This is a genomic window from Mesorhizobium sp. M8A.F.Ca.ET.057.01.1.1 (assembly GCF_003952565.1).
In the GTDB taxonomy this organism is placed as follows: domain Bacteria; phylum Pseudomonadota; class Alphaproteobacteria; order Rhizobiales; family Rhizobiaceae; genus Mesorhizobium.
The window spans coordinates 1,843,858-1,858,614 of record NZ_CP034454.1 but is presented as its reverse complement, the minus strand read 5'-3'; the positions used below and the strand labels follow the sequence as shown (position 1 = coordinate 1,858,614).

Here is a 14,757-nt window from a genome sequence, read left to right as displayed (position 1 = left end):
ATATCCCTCGGCGGCGCCGTCGAGCCTAGAGTGCGGCCCGCCAAATCCGCCGCGAGGTAACTTGCCGATGTCCGACTTTGATCTGGTGCTGTCCGGCACCGTTGTGTTGCCGGATCGATTAATTCCGAATGGGCACGTCTGCGTCCGCGACTGCATGATTGCCCATATCGGACAGGGGACCGCTCCCGCGGCATCGGATCGGCATCTGTTGGGCGATGCACTGATCCTTCCAGGCGCAATTGACGCGCAGGTTCATTCGCTGAGCCAAAAGGGAACCGAAGACTTCATCTGGTCCACCCGCGCCGCGGCCGCCGGCGGTGTGACGACCATCGTCGATATGCCCTACGACGAGGGCAACCTCGTCTGTTCGGCCAAGGCCGTTGCGGCGAAGGCCGCGCATGCCTCCACCCAGGCCCGGGTCGATTTCACGCTTTATGGCACGATCGATCCAGCCGAGGGCACCGGAAGAATAGCCGAGCAGGCCGAGGCCGGGGTGGCGGCGTTCAAATTCTCCACTTTCGGCACCGACCCCAAGCGGTTTCCCAGGATCATCCCACCGCTTATGGCCGAATGCTTCGCCGAGGTTGCGAAAACCGGCCTGACGGCCGGTGTGCACAACGAGAACGAGGAGTATGTCCGCTTCGCCATGGACGCCGTGCGGGCGCGCGGAATTACCGACTACCGTTCCCATGGAATGTCGCGCCCTCCCCTGACGGAACTGCTGGCCATGGCCGAGATCTACGAGATCGGGGTCCATACTGGCTGCCCTGCCCATGTTGTCCATTGCTCTTTGCCGCGTGGCTATGAAATGGCCGCCGCCTATCGCGCACAGGGCTATGACGCCACGGCGGAATGCTGCATCCACTACCTTGTTCTCGATGAGGAGAATGACGCACGGCGCTTGGCCGGGAGATCGAAGTGCAATCCGCCGATACGGGACCGGGCGTCGGTCGAAGGTCTCTGGCGCCAGATCGCTGCAGGCAATGTCACTCTCGTCTCAACCGATCACGTGAGTTGGTCGCTGGAGCGCAAGACCAACCCCGACATGCTGGCCAATGCTTCGGGCCTCCCCGGTTTGGAGCACATGGTGCCGCTCTTTGTGGCCGGCGCCACGCAACGCGGGATTTCGCTGACATGGGCTGCCCGGCTTATGGCGGAGAACCCTGCCCGGCATTTCCGGATCGATCACGTCAAAGGCGCGCTCGCGCCGGGGCGAGACGCCGATGTCACCGTTCTGACCCCGGAGCCACGGCGGATCGACACGGCCGCGAGCGGCAACAGCATATCGGGTTGGTCGCCCTATGACGGCATGGAACTGCCTTGGAGCGTCGCCGCCACATGGAACCGCGGCGAGATGGTCTGGGACGGCCGCAATGTCATCGCCGCGCCGGGCCGAGGCCGATTTATAACGCCGCCCGCGAGCCGCGATGCATCGACGCGGATGCCGCAAACCCACGGTCGGGAGAGAATTTAGATGTCCAGGGGAAATCTCCCGGTCGACGCGGCCCGGATCGCAAGAGATCTGGCAGATCTGGCGGCATTGACCGAGCCTGATCGCCCTTGGACCCGGCGCGCCTTTACGCCTGTATTTCTCGAAGGACGGCGGTGGCTGGCGGAACGCATGCGCGACGCCGGGCTCGACCCGGCAATCGACGCAGCCGGCAATCTGATCGGGCGGCGAGCCGGCCGGAAACCCGGCCGCGGCACGCTGGTCATAGGATCGCATTCCGACACCGTTCCCGATGGAGGGCGCTACGACGGGACCGCGGGCGTCATTGCGGGGCTTGAGGTCGCGCGTGCACTTCAAGACGCGGGCATCACCTTGGAGCACGATCTTGAGATCGTGGATTTTCTTGCGGAAGAAGTTTCGATCTTCGGAGTGTCCTGCATCGGCAGTCGCGCGATGACCGGGCAGATTCCCGCGGACTGGCTGGAGCGGGATCATCAAGGCCGGAGCTTGCGGCAGGCGATCATCGAGGTCGGAGGCGATCCAGGCAGCCTGAGCCCGCGAAACGACATCCGCGCTTCGCTGGAACTGCATATCGAGCAGGGTCCGGTTCTGGAGACCGCCGGCGAAACGATCGGCATCGTCATGTCGATCACCGGCATCACCCGCATCGCTCTCAGTGTGACCGGACGCGCCGACCATGCCGGCACGACACCGATGGGGCTGCGCGACGACGCGCTCGTGACCGCCGCCGGCGTTATCCTGGACATCCATGACGAGGCATGTCGCCGGGCCAGCGATGGCGCCGATCACTTCACGGCAACCGTCGGTGAATTCACGATCAAACCCGGAGCCGCGAATGTCGTGCCGGGAATTGCCGAGTTGCTGATCGACGCGCGCGCCTCGGACCCCGGTGTCATGACACATTTCGTGGATTGGCTGCGGTCGAGAATCGCCGATTGCCCCATCACGATGCAGGTGATTTCGGATAATCCTCCCTGCCCCTGCGATCTGGACCTCTGTCTCGAACTGGAAACAGCCGCGCGCCAGCTCGGCGCCAAATCGCGCCGCATGGTTTCCGGGGCCGGGCACGATACGGCTTGGATCAGCAAAACCGCCCGAGCCGCGATGATATTCGTCCCCTGCAAGGATGGGCGCAGCCATTGTCCTGAGGAAAGTGCAACGCCCGAGGACATCTCCGTCGGCGCGGACGTACTGTTCGAGACAGTGATCGCTATCGACCGAAGTCTTGCCGATCCAGCGCCGGCATAGACAAGAGCATGTGGACCTCAGCTCCGTGTCGACTGCTGGCGCGAGCACGTACCCGACAAGTGGACTGGCGTGCCGCCGTACCTGTCGAAGCTGCTCCGCGACGAATGACGACCGCCTCGCCGCCAGGCAATGACAACTCCTACCTAATCCGGAAAATAGGCAATGTTGGACAAACAGACCATCACACTCGACGAACTGCCACTGACCTCCTCGGAGGTCGTGGCAATCGCAAGACATGGAGCGCGCCTCGAACTTGGCGAGAACGCCCTGCGCCGCATTTATGCAAGCCGTAATCTCATCGAGGCGATGGCAAAGGACGGACGCCCCGTCTACGGCCTGAATACCGGGCTTGGAGCCAGCGTGGACACGCCGTTGAGCAATTCGGACCTGGTCAGCTTCCAGCGCCGCGTCGGCCCCAGCCACTGCGTGGGCGTGGGGCCGCTGCTGCCGACCGAAGCGGTAAGGGCGATGATGGTGGCGCGGATTTCCGGCGCGGCGGCGGGCGGCACTGGCATGTCGATAGGCGTGGTCTCCGGCATGATTGCTGCCCTGAATGCACGCTTTCATCCTGCGGTCCCGGCATGGGGCAGCATCGGCGCTGCGGATTTGGCCCCGCTGGCGCATATGTCCAGCTCGCTGCTCGGCGAAGGAGAGGCCGAATTCGGCGGCGAGATCCTGCCGGCCGCGAAAGCGCTGGCCCTTGCGGGACTGGAGCCGCTCGATATCCGGGAGAAAGATGGTCACGCGCTCGTGGTGGCCAACAGCCTGTCGGTCGGCACGGCTTGCCTGTGCCTCGCGGACGTTGCGCAAGTGATGGAGTGGTCCTTGGCCGCGCTCGCGCTGAACTACGAAGGATTCCGCTCGCAGCTAAGCGCGCTCGACGACAGCGCCCATGCCGCGCGCCCGGCATTCGGTCAACGCGAGATCGCCGCACGGCTGCGCATGGCGCTCGCCGGCAGCACACTCTGGCAGGACAGTTCGGCGCGACGGCTGCAGGATCCTTTGTGCTATCGCTGCGCGCCGCAGGTCCTGGGCGCATTGCAGCACTCCTATGCCCAGGCCGACGAGGCGACCGCGATTGAGCTCACGCATTCTGGAGACAATCCCATTATCCTGATCGAGGAAGGGCGCGCCGTCTCGCACGGCAACTTCGACATGACAGCGTTCGCCCTGTCATGGGAACAACTGGGACAGGCGCTGGCGCATTGTTCGGCGGCGACCGTCAACCGCTGCATGAAGCTGATGTCGCCGGTAAAGTCGGGGCTACCGCGCTTTCTTGCCGCCAGGGGCCAAAATCATATGGGGTACGCCCAGTTGCAGAAAACACTGTCCGCGCTCGAGGTAGAGATCCGCCACCTTGCCAATCCGATGTCCCTCAATCCAATGCCGGCCTCTGACTGGGTCGAGGACCAGTCGTCGATGGCTCCGCGCGTGGTGGCAAAGACGAGCGAAATCGTGACACGGATGCGCTACCTCGTCGCCATCGAATTGATCTGCGCAAGCACAGCCGTCGAATTGCGCGGCGTGACCGAAGAGCTCGGCCTCGCGACGAAACGTATCTACCACGAGATCAGGGCGATCGTTCCTCCATTGGAGGATGACCGCGCTCTCAACATCGATATGGAAGTTGTCGTCAATTTGATGCGGACCAATGCCAGGCCCCTCGTAACTTGATGGACTACGCCGCACGTTCGGCACCTATCTGGCCGAATGCAACATCCAGGCACGGGCCATAATGGCCGAGCGGTGGCAGGCCGACCATAGCCGTGCGGAATGCCCGCGCTGCGTGTCGTAGCTCGGCCTTCCCGGTCAACGGGCGCACATCCAGCGTCATGACGCCCTACGCACAGGCACGGCTTATATGTCTATGGATTTAGTATACTTATGCGCCACAAGCGTGGGGATTTTTCCTAAAATTCCTGATGTTTGTGAAATCGATTGTCGATCCGATAGCTGTCCTGTTGCGGGCTGGAACCGGACAGGCGGATGAGCCTGAGGCCAGTTCTACTTGACCTGTGCAAATGGGGCCGCCGCCGCGCCGCCGAGCTCGACGAACTCGATAGCCTCGGCGATGGCGGGAAACTGTCGCTGCCCGATGAGTCTAGCCGCGCGGCGCGTCGTCTTCGCCCTCGACCATCAGCTTTCCGATCAATTCGCGAACCCAGCGCTGCCCGGCATGGCCGTGACAACGCTCGTGCCAGATCAAGCCGATATCGAACCGCTCGCTCAGCCAGGGCAGATCGATGATCGTCAGCCTTTCCGATTGGGCACGAAACAGCCGCCTGGGTACGAGCGCGACAAGATCGCTGCTGGAAACAATTTCGGGAATGAACAAGAACGAGCCCGCTGACATGACGACATTGCGTCGATAACCCAGAACCCCAAGGCGTCGTCAACTGGGGTCTCGAAATTGCCGCCTCGCCGTGAGACGATGATATGTTCCAGCCTGAGATAATTCTCGATCGTCAGACCAGGCTTCAGATCCGGGTGGCTTTGCCTGCCGATGAGGACATATGTTTCCTCGTAAAGATGACATGCACGTAGATGCGGCATCGCGGGATCGGGTGTGGCGATCACCAAATCGATGTCGCCGTTCGCCAACTGCTGTTCCATGAGGGCGGGGGACAGGTGCCAAACCGCCACGCGCACGCCTGGTGCTATCCGCCGGAGCGCTAAGACGAGCGGCATCACAACGGCTGCCTGGACATAATCCGAGCAAGCGATCGACACAGCGAGTTGCGCCGTTTCGGGATCGAAGTCCCTGTGGGATTGCAGTGTCGAGCGCACCCGATCCAACGCCTCGCGCAATTGCGGGGCAAGTTCTGTTGCCTTGGCGGTCGGGGTCATTCCGCGCTGGGCGGGAAGAAGCAAGGGATCGTCGAACAAATCCCGCAGCCGCGCGAGTTGCGCACTGACTGCCGGCTGGCTGAGATGCAGCTTCGCCGCCGCCTTGGTGACGTTCCGTTCGGCGAGCAGCACTTCGAGCGTTGCCAGAAGGTTGAGGTCGATGCGGCTGGTATCCACCACCTTTATTCCCGAACCAAATATAATCGATTTCAAATATGGCCGGAAAGCCTCCATCCTGCAAGCATCGACGCGGGAGCTTCACCAATCTCTCCCGCGGGAGGCAAGGATGGTCATCGTCAGTTTTCTTTATCCAATACTGAGCAAGCACGCTTCGAATGCTGCCCATTCTGTCGAGAAACATGTGCCCTTGGCCCCGGGCCTGCTTGGCGGCGCCGTCAGAGGCATTCATCGATGCCGGCTACACCAAGCGTCAGGCGCTCGAAGTGCTGATAGGGCTTGCCGCCCAGCTCATCTCCAACTTCACCAACGCGCTGGCCCATACCGAGCTTTATGATCGGGTGAAGCCGCTGGCTTGGGTACATCCCAGCGAGCGCTGAAGCGCACCCCCCACTCCACGATAGAGACAGAGAAGCATGATGATGAAGAATATCCTGATTGTATCTGCGCACCCCGAACCAACCTCGCTCACCCGGCAGTTGGTCGATGTTACTGTCGAGACGCTTGGCGCCGCCGGACACGAGATCGTGCAATCCGAACTTTACGGCATGAAGTGGAAAGCAGTGTTCGACGCCGACGACTTTCCCGTCCGCACCAATCCCGACCGGCTGTCGTTCATCATGGAATCCGGCCATGCCTATGCGACCGGCAACCAGACGCCGGATGTTGTCGCCGAACAGGCCAAACTCCTTGCCGCGGACGCGGTCATCCTGCAGTTCCCGCTGTGGTGGTACAGCGTGCCCGCGATCCTGAAGGGCTGGATCGAACGCGTCTATGCCTTTGGTTTCGCTTATGGCTACCAGAACGGCACCAACGAGTTTCGCTTCGGGAACGGCATCCTGAAGGGCAAGCGCGCGCTGGTAAATGTTCAGGCCGGTGGACCTGTGGTGGACTATGGCCCGCGCGGGATCAACGCGCCGATTGAGCAGCTGCTCTTTCCGCTGACCCACGGCGCGCTCTTCTATCCGGGCATGGATGTGCTGCCCACGCACGCTGTCTACAGCGCCGGCCATGTCTCCACCGCCGAAGAGGTCGAGGCGATCAAGGCGGGCTGGCGCGCGCGACTCGCCGGGCTGTTCACGGACGCGCCAATCCCGTTCCGTGCGCAGAACGGAGGCGATTTCCCCGATCGCCACACCATGGCGGACGACGTCGCGCCGGGCCAGACCGGCATCGTCGCGCATGTCGAAAGGGTGGTCGAGACGGTTGACGCGTGAGGCACGACGATCATGAAGCCTTCGCTGATCGCGCTGGCCGCGGGAGCATTTGCCATTGGCACGACTGAGTTCGTGATCATCGGCCTGGTTCCCGGGATCGCGCGCGATCTCGGGATAACGCTCCCGGCGGCTGGTCTGCTCGTTTCCGGCTATGCCCTCGCCGTGACGGCCGGTGCCCCACGGTCACGGCGTTAGTCGGGCATCTGCCGCGCCGGCCGCTAGCGGTTGGATTGATGCTGCTGTTCGCGCTCGGCAATCCCTTGAGCGGCTTCGCGTCCGGCTATGGCGCGATGCTGGCGGGACGCATCATCGTCCCGCTGGGCCTTCCCAATCGGGAAAGCCCTCGCACTGGTATCTCAGTATTGTGGTTTCGACCGTGTAGGCCAGAACAGGAAGGCGGCGGTGAGAGCTGCGGTGATAGCGAAATGGCACGTACTGGCTTCCGGCGACCAGCGGCTCGTCCACAGGCTGCGGTCAAAGGCTATGCGTCGCCAGCGCCACGCACCCCGCTTCGGAAACGGAGATCAGAAGGTTCGATTCAACCTCGGCGACGTACCGAGCAGTATGCCGAGTAGTCTTCGGCTATCAGAACATCGATCGACAATATCGGATTCGTGGACACCCTCTTCCTGGAACCGCATCCCAGCTTAAGCGGAGGACATCATGATTTCACCCTACACAATAAACGTCCCTGACGAACGGCTCCCCACGATCAGAGCCAAGGTCGAGGCTTATGACTGGAGCCAGCTGCCGGATGCGGGAGGCTGGTCGGCGGGGTCGGGGTTGATGACCTCAAGCGACTCGCCGCTTATTGGCGGGACAGCTATGACTGGCGTGCGGTCGAACGGCGCCTCAACGCGCTGCCCAACTTCACGGCCGACGTGGAAGGCGAGCACCTCCACTTCGTTCATGTGAAAGGCGACGGCTCCAAGCCGCCCGTCCTGCTTCTCCACGGCTGGCCGGGCTCGTATCTCGAGTTCGAGCGGCTGTTGGAGCCGCTCTTAGCGGACGGGCACGATGTTGTCGTCCCCTCGCTTCCTGGCTTCGCGTTCTCCAACCCGATCACGCGCCCGATCGGCCCGCGGCGGGCTGCTGCGCTCGTGCATGGGCTGATGATACAACTTTTCGGCGACGCGCGGTATTTCGTTCAAGGGGGCGATTGGGGCCACGGCATCGCGGCCTGGGCAGCGCATGATCGACCGGACGCTCTGCTCGGCATCCATATCAACATGATGACCGTGCGTGCGGAGGATGCCGCTCCGACGACCGACGAGGAGAAATCCTTCGCCGCCAAGCGTGCCGCGATTGCCGATCAGGAGAGCGCCTACTTTCACGAGCAGGAAACCCGTCCGCAGACGCTCGGCGTCGCGATGGCCGACAGCCCGGTCGGAGCGGCGGGCTGGATACTCGAAAAGTTCGGCAAGTGGGCCGATCTTCCGACAACCGCCGATGGTGACCCCGACATCTGGAGCAAATTTTCCGAGGAGGAACTCCTCACCAACATCATGCTCTACATCGCGCCGGCATCGTTCGTGACGGCAACCTGGATCTACTACGGCAGCCGGCTTGAGGAGTCGCGGATGCTTCCGGCCGGCACCCGCATCCAGGTGCCGACCGGCGTTGCGGCCTTCCCCGATCCAGTGTTCTTGCCGCCGCCGCGCTCGTTCGCGGAGAAGACCTACAACATCGTGCATTGGACCGACATGCCGCGGGGCGGGCATTTCGCCGCGCTGGAAGAGCCGGAACTGATGCTGGCCGACCTGCGCGCCTTTATCGCGACGGTGTCGGGAGCGCGCTCCTGAAGGTGGAGATATCTCCGAACCAAATTCATCGTAACCGAGGCTTTACGACGGGCGAACAAGCGAGGTAGGCGTCGATCACGTCGCCAGCTCCTGCTGGTGCGAAGACGGCGTGACCCCAAAACCGGATGCTGGGGCGCCCCAACGGTGATCGCAGCTGCAATGACGAACGTTTCGATAGGAGTAGAAAAATTGCGTTTCATTGATGCCGTGACGGGCGATGCCGCTGCAATAGTGTCAGTCGTGAACGGGGCATACAGGGCCAATGGCGCAGTTGAGGGATGGACCAACGAGCGTGGGTTGCTCGATGGACCGCGCATCGGCGAGGAGGGCGTTCGTGCGCTCATCGCGCGGGGACGCATTCTTCTGCTGCGCCGGTTGACGGATGGCGCGATCTCCGGCTGCATCAACATCGCGATAGACGACGATGGCGCGTGGCATACGTCGATGCTCGCCGTGGCTCCGGACGAGCAGACCGCGGGCATCGGAAAGTTGATCAAGCAGGAGGTCGAGCGACAGGCCGCGGCGGCTGGGGCGCCACGGATGCGAATGGAGGTGATCCGGCAGCGTGAGGCATTGATCGCTTGGCATCGCCGGCGTGGATACGAGCTGACGGGCGAAACTCTAGCATTCCCCTACGACGACCCTTCGGTCGGTCATCCGCTGCGCCCCGACCTGGAACTTGTTGTTATGGAAAAGCAGTTGAACTCCACCGTTGGCTGAGTGTCAGCCACATTCATGCGCTTGCCGGCTTGTCGCAAACATCAGATCAAATCTCTATTCCCGAAGCTCGGGCGGCCGCAGAGCACCTACAATCCTTCCCGTTCACCATCCTTTTCGGGAGGGCGGGCCGCGCTTCGCGATGTCGTCTGCCACCTCAGGTCCGCCGTCCTTCCGCGGCGGTCGCTACAGCCGCTTGAAACTCTGCGGGTGTAGGAGTGCGATGAAACGCCTGAGCGCTAGCCGGCAAAGCGATCCAAGGCTGTTTGCGAGAAGTCCAGATATGCACGTAGGGTTCGATCTCCCTACTCCGGACGAGCGTCCCCGCCCGAAGTATCAGCATTCCGGGAACGGCCGAGTTACGATTGGCAAGGCGGGTCATGCAAGCCTCACACCCGATATGCTCTGAGGCGGCCCGTTCCGCGCCGTTCAAAACGAAGGTCGTGGCCGCGCCTTGGAAGCAGATAGCTGACTCAGATAGCATGGCGTGCAGCGCGAAGGCACTTCCACTCCACGTCTGACAATCTTCGCAGTGGCAGGCGTAACTCGCCGGCAAATCCTCCAACGCTATTTGCCGCAACGGCCTCAACCTGTTGCTCAGCAACATCGCGTCCGGCGAAGGCACCGACAACTTCTTCGAAGCTCAGTTGCACCAGCTCGAGACGTTCGCGGCGCAACGCGACGGCAAGCCAGGACGCGTGGCGTTGGGACGGGTAATTGTTCCATTCTGCAGCGCGGATGCAAGGACCAGAAGGCGCTACGCCGAATATGCGGCCGGCCGTCACGAGCGCACCCTGCGAGCCCATGGCGAGCCCCGCACGCTTTTCGCTAGCGACATCGTCGGCACCTCGGAGCAGATCCTGGAGCAATTGGTCAGGGATCCGATCCTGGCCGGCATACGGGAGCTTCGGCTGGAGCTGCCTTACGACTTCAAGCAGGAAGAATACGAACAGATCATCACCGACTTCGTCGACCGCATCGCGCCTACGCTTGGCTGGCGTCGACACCCAAAGCCGACTGCATCGGCGGCTGAATAGTGGTCGCGCCTACAGATCGAGCGCCCCGACATGACAGGTAACGGAATGCCCCGAATTCACCGGCAGACTTGCGGCGCAAAGTGGTCATCCCGAGCCGTCGCGAGCACGACTGGTATGGGTCGGGCCCGCCCTTTCGCACGCCGTTGCCGCAGATCACCGCATCCACCGTCGGGGAGGCTTTCGAAATCCAGGGGCTTGCACTACGTCTCACAGGTGCCATCGAAAAGACGGAGAAAATTGCCCGACGACCCAAAATCATTCCATCCAAAACTCATGAATTTATCTGGCAATGCTCGCCTAATTTTCGAAGAATTGACCGTAACATATAATTTGGTGGGCCCGGAGGTTGTGCAAAAATCGTTGATTTCATTGGATTTTTCGTGGGCTAAAATCAGAAATCATTCCGTATCGTCCCGCATGGTCCGCAACGTTTCACCGCCTCAAACAATTTAGAAGGTTGTGACACCTCCAGTTCAGGCTGCTGCGTTCGATCCGGCACACTTATCTCGATGTCGGTTCTCCGAGTTGCGCCGCAAGAGTATCGCCGCGCGATTGCCCGCGTCCCTGGGCTGAACTACCCTAGAGTTTGACTGGCGAGGGCATAGGTCACCGGAGCAGTTGCACCGGCGACGAAAAAATCGGCGAAGCGTTTGCCCATCGACATGGTGAGCACCGTGTCGAAAACCGGCATTCCGCTGTGCGACAGAAATGCGGCGAACTCGCCATTGTCCATGTGGGTGTCGATGCGCAGGAAAGACCCGGAATGGTCGGCCACGTGCGGCCGGACGATCGCCAAAGCGTCGGCGTCGCTTTCCGCCACGACCGGCCCCACGACATGGCCCCGCCCGAACGGCCGACAAAGCGCGAACGCGCTCAGCGCATCTCCCTTGAAAAGACCATAGCCGGCCGAGTGTGCGAAGAGCTTTTCGATGAGCGCCGTCCTGCTCACGCCAAACCCTGCGGCGTCGAGCGCGATCACGGCGGGAATGTCCCTTGTGTCCAAAGCCCGGACATCGCCTCGATCATTTGCCGGCCTGCTCATCGTCTGCGAGCGGGCGATGCCCTGGCATTGATAGACGGTCTTTTCCGGTTGGAAGCCGAGGGAGAGATAGAGCCGCCGTGCCGCGCGGGTTGCATTAAGGCGCAGATCGCGCCCGGCGACGTTCTCGAAGACCCGCTTCATCAGCCATTGCCCCGTCCCCAGCGTCTGGAGACGCGGCGAGGTGATGACCATGCCCACGGTCGCAAAATCGGCGCCATGCGCGAACCACATGGCCGAACCGAGAACCCGGCCGATCTCATCAAGCGCCACGAACCCCTCTCCTGATTCGCGCAGAAATTGCCAGTCCTCGGCGCGATGCGGCCAGCCCACTGAGAGCGAGAGCGCGTGCAAGCGATCCAGTTCAACGCTTTCGATGTCGCCAATCAGCATCGAGAAGGTATCGATTTTCAAGCTTCCGGACGGCTTCAAGTCCATGCCCCTGAAAGATTCCCGAAATTGACGGGCGACATACCGCAGCCGCCCTCTGCCCACCAACGCTAAACAAACAGGCCCGTACGATTTGCTCGAAAGCTACGTGCCAACGCAAGATTCAACTGAAACATTTCCGCTTTCGGCATGCAATCGCGTCAGAACGCGCACATCCTTTCCGGCAATGTTGCAACTATGGTCGACGGCACCGAACCCGGCGAACCCGATATGCTTTGAGGGCTGGAATGGACGTCTTCGACATCCTCGACCGTCTCGTCGCCTTTCCATCGGTCGCCGGCAGGCCGAACAGCGATATCGCCGGCTGGATCGAGGCCTATCTGGCGAAGCACGCAACGCGGGTCACCCTACTTCCAGGGCCGGAAGGCGATCGTTCCAATCTGTTCGCGACGATCGGCCCCGCCGATGTCCCGGGCTACATTCTGTCCGGCCACATGGACGTCGTCCCCGCCAGTGAGCCGCAATGGAGTTCGGCCCCTTTCGCGCTGCGCCGGGAGGGCGAGAGGCTCTACGGACGCGGAACCACGGACATGAAGGGGTTTCTTGCCGCGGCACTTGCGGCCGTGCCTGCGCTGGCGAAATTGCGCCTCGCCAGGCCAATCCACCTGGCCTTCTCCTATGACGAGGAGGTGGGATGCCGCGGCGTGCCGCATTTGATCGCCCGCCTTCCTGAACTTTGCGCCAAGCCGCTCGGCGTCATCGTGGGCGAGCCGAGCCGGCTGCGCGCCGTGCGCGGCCACAAGGGCAAGGCGGCCGCCCGTATGCGTGTCACCGGACGCTCCGGCCATTCCTCGCGGCCTGATCTCGGACTCAACGCCATCCATGCGTTGTCCCAGGCGCTGAGCGAGGCCGTGAGCGAGGCCGAACGGCTGACGCATGGTCCGTTCGACGCAGCCTTCGAGCCGCCCTACTCCTCGCTGCAGGCGGGCGTCGTGGCGGGCGGACATCAGGTCAACATCATCCCCGACACCTGCACGCTGGACCTGGAGGCGCGCGCCATTCCAGGCGTCGACCCGGCGAGCCTGCTGGCGCCTGTAAGGGCGCGGGCAGAGGCTCTTGCCGCCGACGGCTTTCGGGTCGATTGGACGCCGATGAGCGCCTATCCGGCGCTGTCACTGCCGCAAGATGCGGCACTTGCGGCACTGCTGGCCGAACTGACCGGCGAAGCGCCGCTCGCCGCCGTCAGCTACGGCACCGAGGCCGGACTTTACCAGGCCGCCGGGCACGATGCGATCATCTGCGGCCCCGGCGACATCGACCGCGCCCACAAGCCGGATGAATACATTCTCACCAGCGAACTCGCCGGCTGCCAGCGGTTGATCGCGGCGCTGGGCGCCCACAGCGCGGCTTGAAAGGAACGGAATGACATTCCTGTTCAATTCCGATGCGCAGCGCGGGGTGATCTTCGCCGAGGCATTCGCGCGAGAACTGCCCGACGTCCCCTTCACGATGGATGCCGCAACGGTCGATCCCGATGCCGTGCGCTATCTGATCAGCTGGACGGTGCCGGATAATCTCGCCCGCTACAGGAAACTGGAAATCCTGTTTTCCATCGGCGCCGGTGTCGACCAGCTTCGCCTCGATACGGTGCCTGCAAAGGTGAAGATCGTGCGCATGATCGAGGAAGGCATCGTGCGTATGATGCAGGAATATGTGACGCTTGCCGTGCTCGCGCTCCACCGCAACCTGCCTCGATATCTGGCGCAGCAGCGCGCGGGTGAATGGGCTGATGTCGCGCAGCTCCAGGCCGGATCACGCCGGATCGGCGTGCTCGGCCTCGGGCAGCTCGGCCAAGCCGTCCTCGACCGCCTGAAGCCCTTCGGGTTCCCACTCGCCGGATGGAGCCGCTCGCCCCGGCGGATCGAAGGCGTGACCTGTCATCACGGCGAGCTGGGGTTGAACGAGATGCTCGCGGTCAGCGACATACTGATCTGTCTGCTGCCGCTGACCGAGGAGACGCGCCGCTTCCTCGATGCCGACCTGTTCGCGCAACTGCCCAAGGGCGCGGCGCTCGTCCACGCTGGCCGGGGACCGCAACTCGACCATGAAGCCCTTGTCGCCGCGCTCGACAGCGGCCATCTTTCGGCGGCGATGATCGACGTCACCGATCCCGAACCACTGCCAGCGGGCCATCCGTTCTGGTCGCATCCGAAGGTCATCCTGACCCCGCATGTCGCTAGCGTGACCCAGCCCGCCAGCGCCGCGCGGGCCGTCGTCGAAAACATCAGACGTTATCGCGCCGGCCTTGATCCTGTCGGGCTCGTCGACCGGTCGCGCGGTTATTGAAGTCCAACACGAAAGGCGTTTCCCTTGTCCCTGCTCAAGACCGTCGACACCAACCCAGCCTTTTCGCCGCGCGAATCCAAGGCACTGCCAGAACGGCTAATTGCCGGCAGCCCGGCCTTCAAGACTTGGGCGCAGGACGCCGCCAAGGACGATCTCGTCCGCACTGGCGTCTGGGAAGCGACGCCGGGTGAGACGCGCTCGATCAAGGGCGAGACCTTCGAGTTCTGCCACATCCTCTCCGGCGTGGTCGAAATCACGCCGGACGGCGGCAAACCGATGACCTACGGCGCCGGCGACAGCTTTGTGATGAAGCCTGGCTTCACCGGCGTCTGGAAGACCATCGAAACGGTGCGCAAGATCTATGTGACCGTCGGATAGCGAGGCACATCCTCGCACGGAAGATTTTGCCGTCTCTAAGGCCCGGCACGCAACATTCGTCGGTGGCGGAACGCCGAACAGCGCATGC

15 protein-coding genes and 1 pseudogene are annotated in these 14,757 nt (G+C 62.6%); 12 read left to right on the top strand and 4 right to left on the bottom strand.

The annotated features are described in order from the left end of the window. Nucleotides 1-67 precede the first annotated feature (67 nt). The 3 genes from EJ077_RS08445 (at nt 68) to hutH (ending at nt 4,393) form a co-directional block, all read left to right on the top strand. A complete protein-coding gene (locus tag EJ077_RS08445) occupies nt 68-1,474 on the top strand; it encodes a dihydroorotase (protein WP_208702938.1) in 1,407 nt (468 codons plus the stop codon). Further along, nucleotides 1,475-2,719, top strand: coding sequence for a Zn-dependent hydrolase (locus tag EJ077_RS08440; protein WP_208701137.1), 1,245 nt, complete (start codon nt 1,475-1,477; stop codon nt 2,717-2,719). Between the two features lie 162 nt (nt 2,720-2,881). Further along, nucleotides 2,882-4,393, top strand: a complete 1,512-nt coding sequence (gene hutH / locus EJ077_RS08435; protein ID WP_208701136.1) for an HAL/PAL/TAL family ammonia-lyase — start codon at nt 2,882-2,884, stop codon at nt 4,391-4,393. 427 nt (nt 4,394-4,820) lie between these two features. On the opposite strand, the gene EJ077_RS32520 is transcribed toward hutH, so the two are convergent. After that, on the bottom strand, nt 4,821-5,072 hold the full coding sequence (locus EJ077_RS32520) for a hypothetical protein (protein ID WP_281040199.1): 252 nt from the start codon (nt 5,070-5,072) through the stop codon (nt 4,821-4,823). Next, on the bottom strand, nt 4,970-5,743 hold the full coding sequence (locus EJ077_RS08430) for a LysR family transcriptional regulator (protein ID WP_281040198.1): 774 nt from the start codon (nt 5,741-5,743) through the stop codon (nt 4,970-4,972). The genes EJ077_RS32520 and EJ077_RS08430 overlap by 103 nt, the downstream gene beginning before the upstream one ends. Before the next feature lie 206 nt (nt 5,744-5,949). Between EJ077_RS08430 and EJ077_RS08425 the strand changes: the two genes are divergently transcribed. The 5 genes from EJ077_RS08425 to EJ077_RS08405 all read left to right on the top strand — a co-directional run bounded on the left by EJ077_RS08425 (nt 5,950) and on the right by EJ077_RS08405 (nt 9,482). Next, nucleotides 5,950-6,123 carry a hypothetical protein gene (locus EJ077_RS08425; RefSeq protein WP_210212158.1) on the top strand — a complete coding sequence of 58 codons (174 nt, stop codon included), beginning with the start codon at nt 5,950-5,952 and terminating at the stop codon, nt 6,121-6,123. Nucleotides 6,124-6,165: 42 nt separating this feature from the next. Next, nucleotides 6,166-6,960, top strand: coding sequence for an NAD(P)H-dependent oxidoreductase (locus EJ077_RS08420; protein ID WP_245458684.1), 795 nt, complete (start codon nt 6,166-6,168; stop codon nt 6,958-6,960). A gap of 12 nt (nt 6,961-6,972) precedes the next feature. Further along, nucleotides 6,973-7,155, top strand: a complete 183-nt coding sequence (locus tag EJ077_RS08415; RefSeq protein WP_208701134.1) for a hypothetical protein — start codon at nt 6,973-6,975, stop codon at nt 7,153-7,155. Between the two features lie 542 nt (nt 7,156-7,697). Then, nucleotides 7,698-8,762 (top strand): epoxide hydrolase, encoded by a 1,065-nt coding sequence (locus EJ077_RS08410; RefSeq protein WP_416859552.1) that lies wholly within the window; start codon nt 7,698-7,700, stop codon nt 8,760-8,762. 189 nt (nt 8,763-8,951) lie between these two features. Then, nucleotides 8,952-9,482 carry a GNAT family N-acetyltransferase gene (locus EJ077_RS08405; RefSeq protein WP_181178225.1) on the top strand — a complete coding sequence of 177 codons (531 nt, stop codon included), beginning with the start codon at nt 8,952-8,954 and terminating at the stop codon, nt 9,480-9,482. A gap of 154 nt (nt 9,483-9,636) precedes the next feature. On the opposite strand, the gene EJ077_RS32740 is transcribed toward EJ077_RS08405, so the two are convergent. Beyond that, nucleotides 9,637-9,963 (bottom strand): GFA family protein, encoded by a 327-nt coding sequence (locus tag EJ077_RS32740; RefSeq protein WP_416859551.1) that lies wholly within the window; start codon nt 9,961-9,963, stop codon nt 9,637-9,639. Between the two features lie 91 nt (nt 9,964-10,054). Between EJ077_RS32740 and EJ077_RS08395 the strand changes: the two are divergent. Beyond that, nucleotides 10,055-10,516 (top strand): annotated as a pseudogene (locus EJ077_RS08395) (LLM class flavin-dependent oxidoreductase); the annotation flags it as partial. Nucleotides 10,517-11,090: 574 nt separating this feature from the next. Here the strand turns inward: EJ077_RS08395 and EJ077_RS08390 are convergent. After that, on the bottom strand, nt 11,091-11,993 hold the full coding sequence (locus tag EJ077_RS08390; RefSeq protein WP_208701127.1) for a GNAT family N-acetyltransferase: 903 nt from the start codon (nt 11,991-11,993) through the stop codon (nt 11,091-11,093). A 239-nt stretch (nt 11,994-12,232) separates the two neighbouring features. Between EJ077_RS08390 and argE the strand changes: the two genes are divergently transcribed. The 3 genes from argE to EJ077_RS08375 are packed head-to-tail and all read left to right on the top strand — an operon-like array spanning nt 12,233 to nt 14,669. Further along, nucleotides 12,233-13,357 carry an acetylornithine deacetylase gene (gene argE / locus EJ077_RS08385; protein WP_208701125.1) on the top strand — a complete coding sequence of 375 codons (1,125 nt, stop codon included), beginning with the start codon at nt 12,233-12,235 and terminating at the stop codon, nt 13,355-13,357. Nucleotides 13,358-13,367: 10 nt separating this feature from the next. Continuing rightward, nucleotides 13,368-14,291, top strand: a complete 924-nt coding sequence (locus EJ077_RS08380; RefSeq protein WP_208701123.1) for a 2-hydroxyacid dehydrogenase — start codon at nt 13,368-13,370, stop codon at nt 14,289-14,291. Between the two features lie 24 nt (nt 14,292-14,315). Next, complete coding sequence (locus EJ077_RS08375; RefSeq protein ID WP_208701121.1) at nt 14,316-14,669, top strand: cupin domain-containing protein; 354 nt, start codon at nt 14,316-14,318, stop codon at nt 14,667-14,669. The last annotated feature ends 88 nt before the right edge of the window (nt 14,670-14,757 follow it).

Coding starts and splice junctions, on each gene's coding strand:
- EJ077_RS08445 (WP_208702938.1), top strand. CDS start 68: ATGTCCGACTTTGATCTGGTGCTGTCCGGCACCGTTGTGTTGCCGGAT.
- EJ077_RS08440 (WP_208701137.1), top strand. CDS start 1,475: ATGTCCAGGGGAAATCTCCCGGTCGACGCGGCCCGGATCGCAAGAGAT.
- hutH (WP_208701136.1), top strand. CDS start 2,882: ATGTTGGACAAACAGACCATCACACTCGACGAACTGCCACTGACCTCC.
- EJ077_RS32520 (WP_281040199.1), bottom strand. CDS start 5,072: ATGTCAGCGGGCTCGTTCTTGTTCATTCCCGAAATTGTTTCCAGCAGC.
- EJ077_RS08420 (WP_245458684.1), top strand. CDS start 6,166: ATGAAGAATATCCTGATTGTATCTGCGCACCCCGAACCAACCTCGCTC.
- EJ077_RS08415 (WP_208701134.1), top strand. CDS start 6,973: ATGAAGCCTTCGCTGATCGCGCTGGCCGCGGGAGCATTTGCCATTGGC.
- EJ077_RS32740 (WP_416859551.1), bottom strand. CDS start 9,963: ATGCTATCTGAGTCAGCTATCTGCTTCCAAGGCGCGGCCACGACCTTC.
- EJ077_RS08390 (WP_208701127.1), bottom strand. CDS start 11,993: ATGGACTTGAAGCCGTCCGGAAGCTTGAAAATCGATACCTTCTCGATG.
- argE (WP_208701125.1), top strand. CDS start 12,233: ATGGACGTCTTCGACATCCTCGACCGTCTCGTCGCCTTTCCATCGGTC.
- EJ077_RS08380 (WP_208701123.1), top strand. CDS start 13,368: ATGACATTCCTGTTCAATTCCGATGCGCAGCGCGGGGTGATCTTCGCC.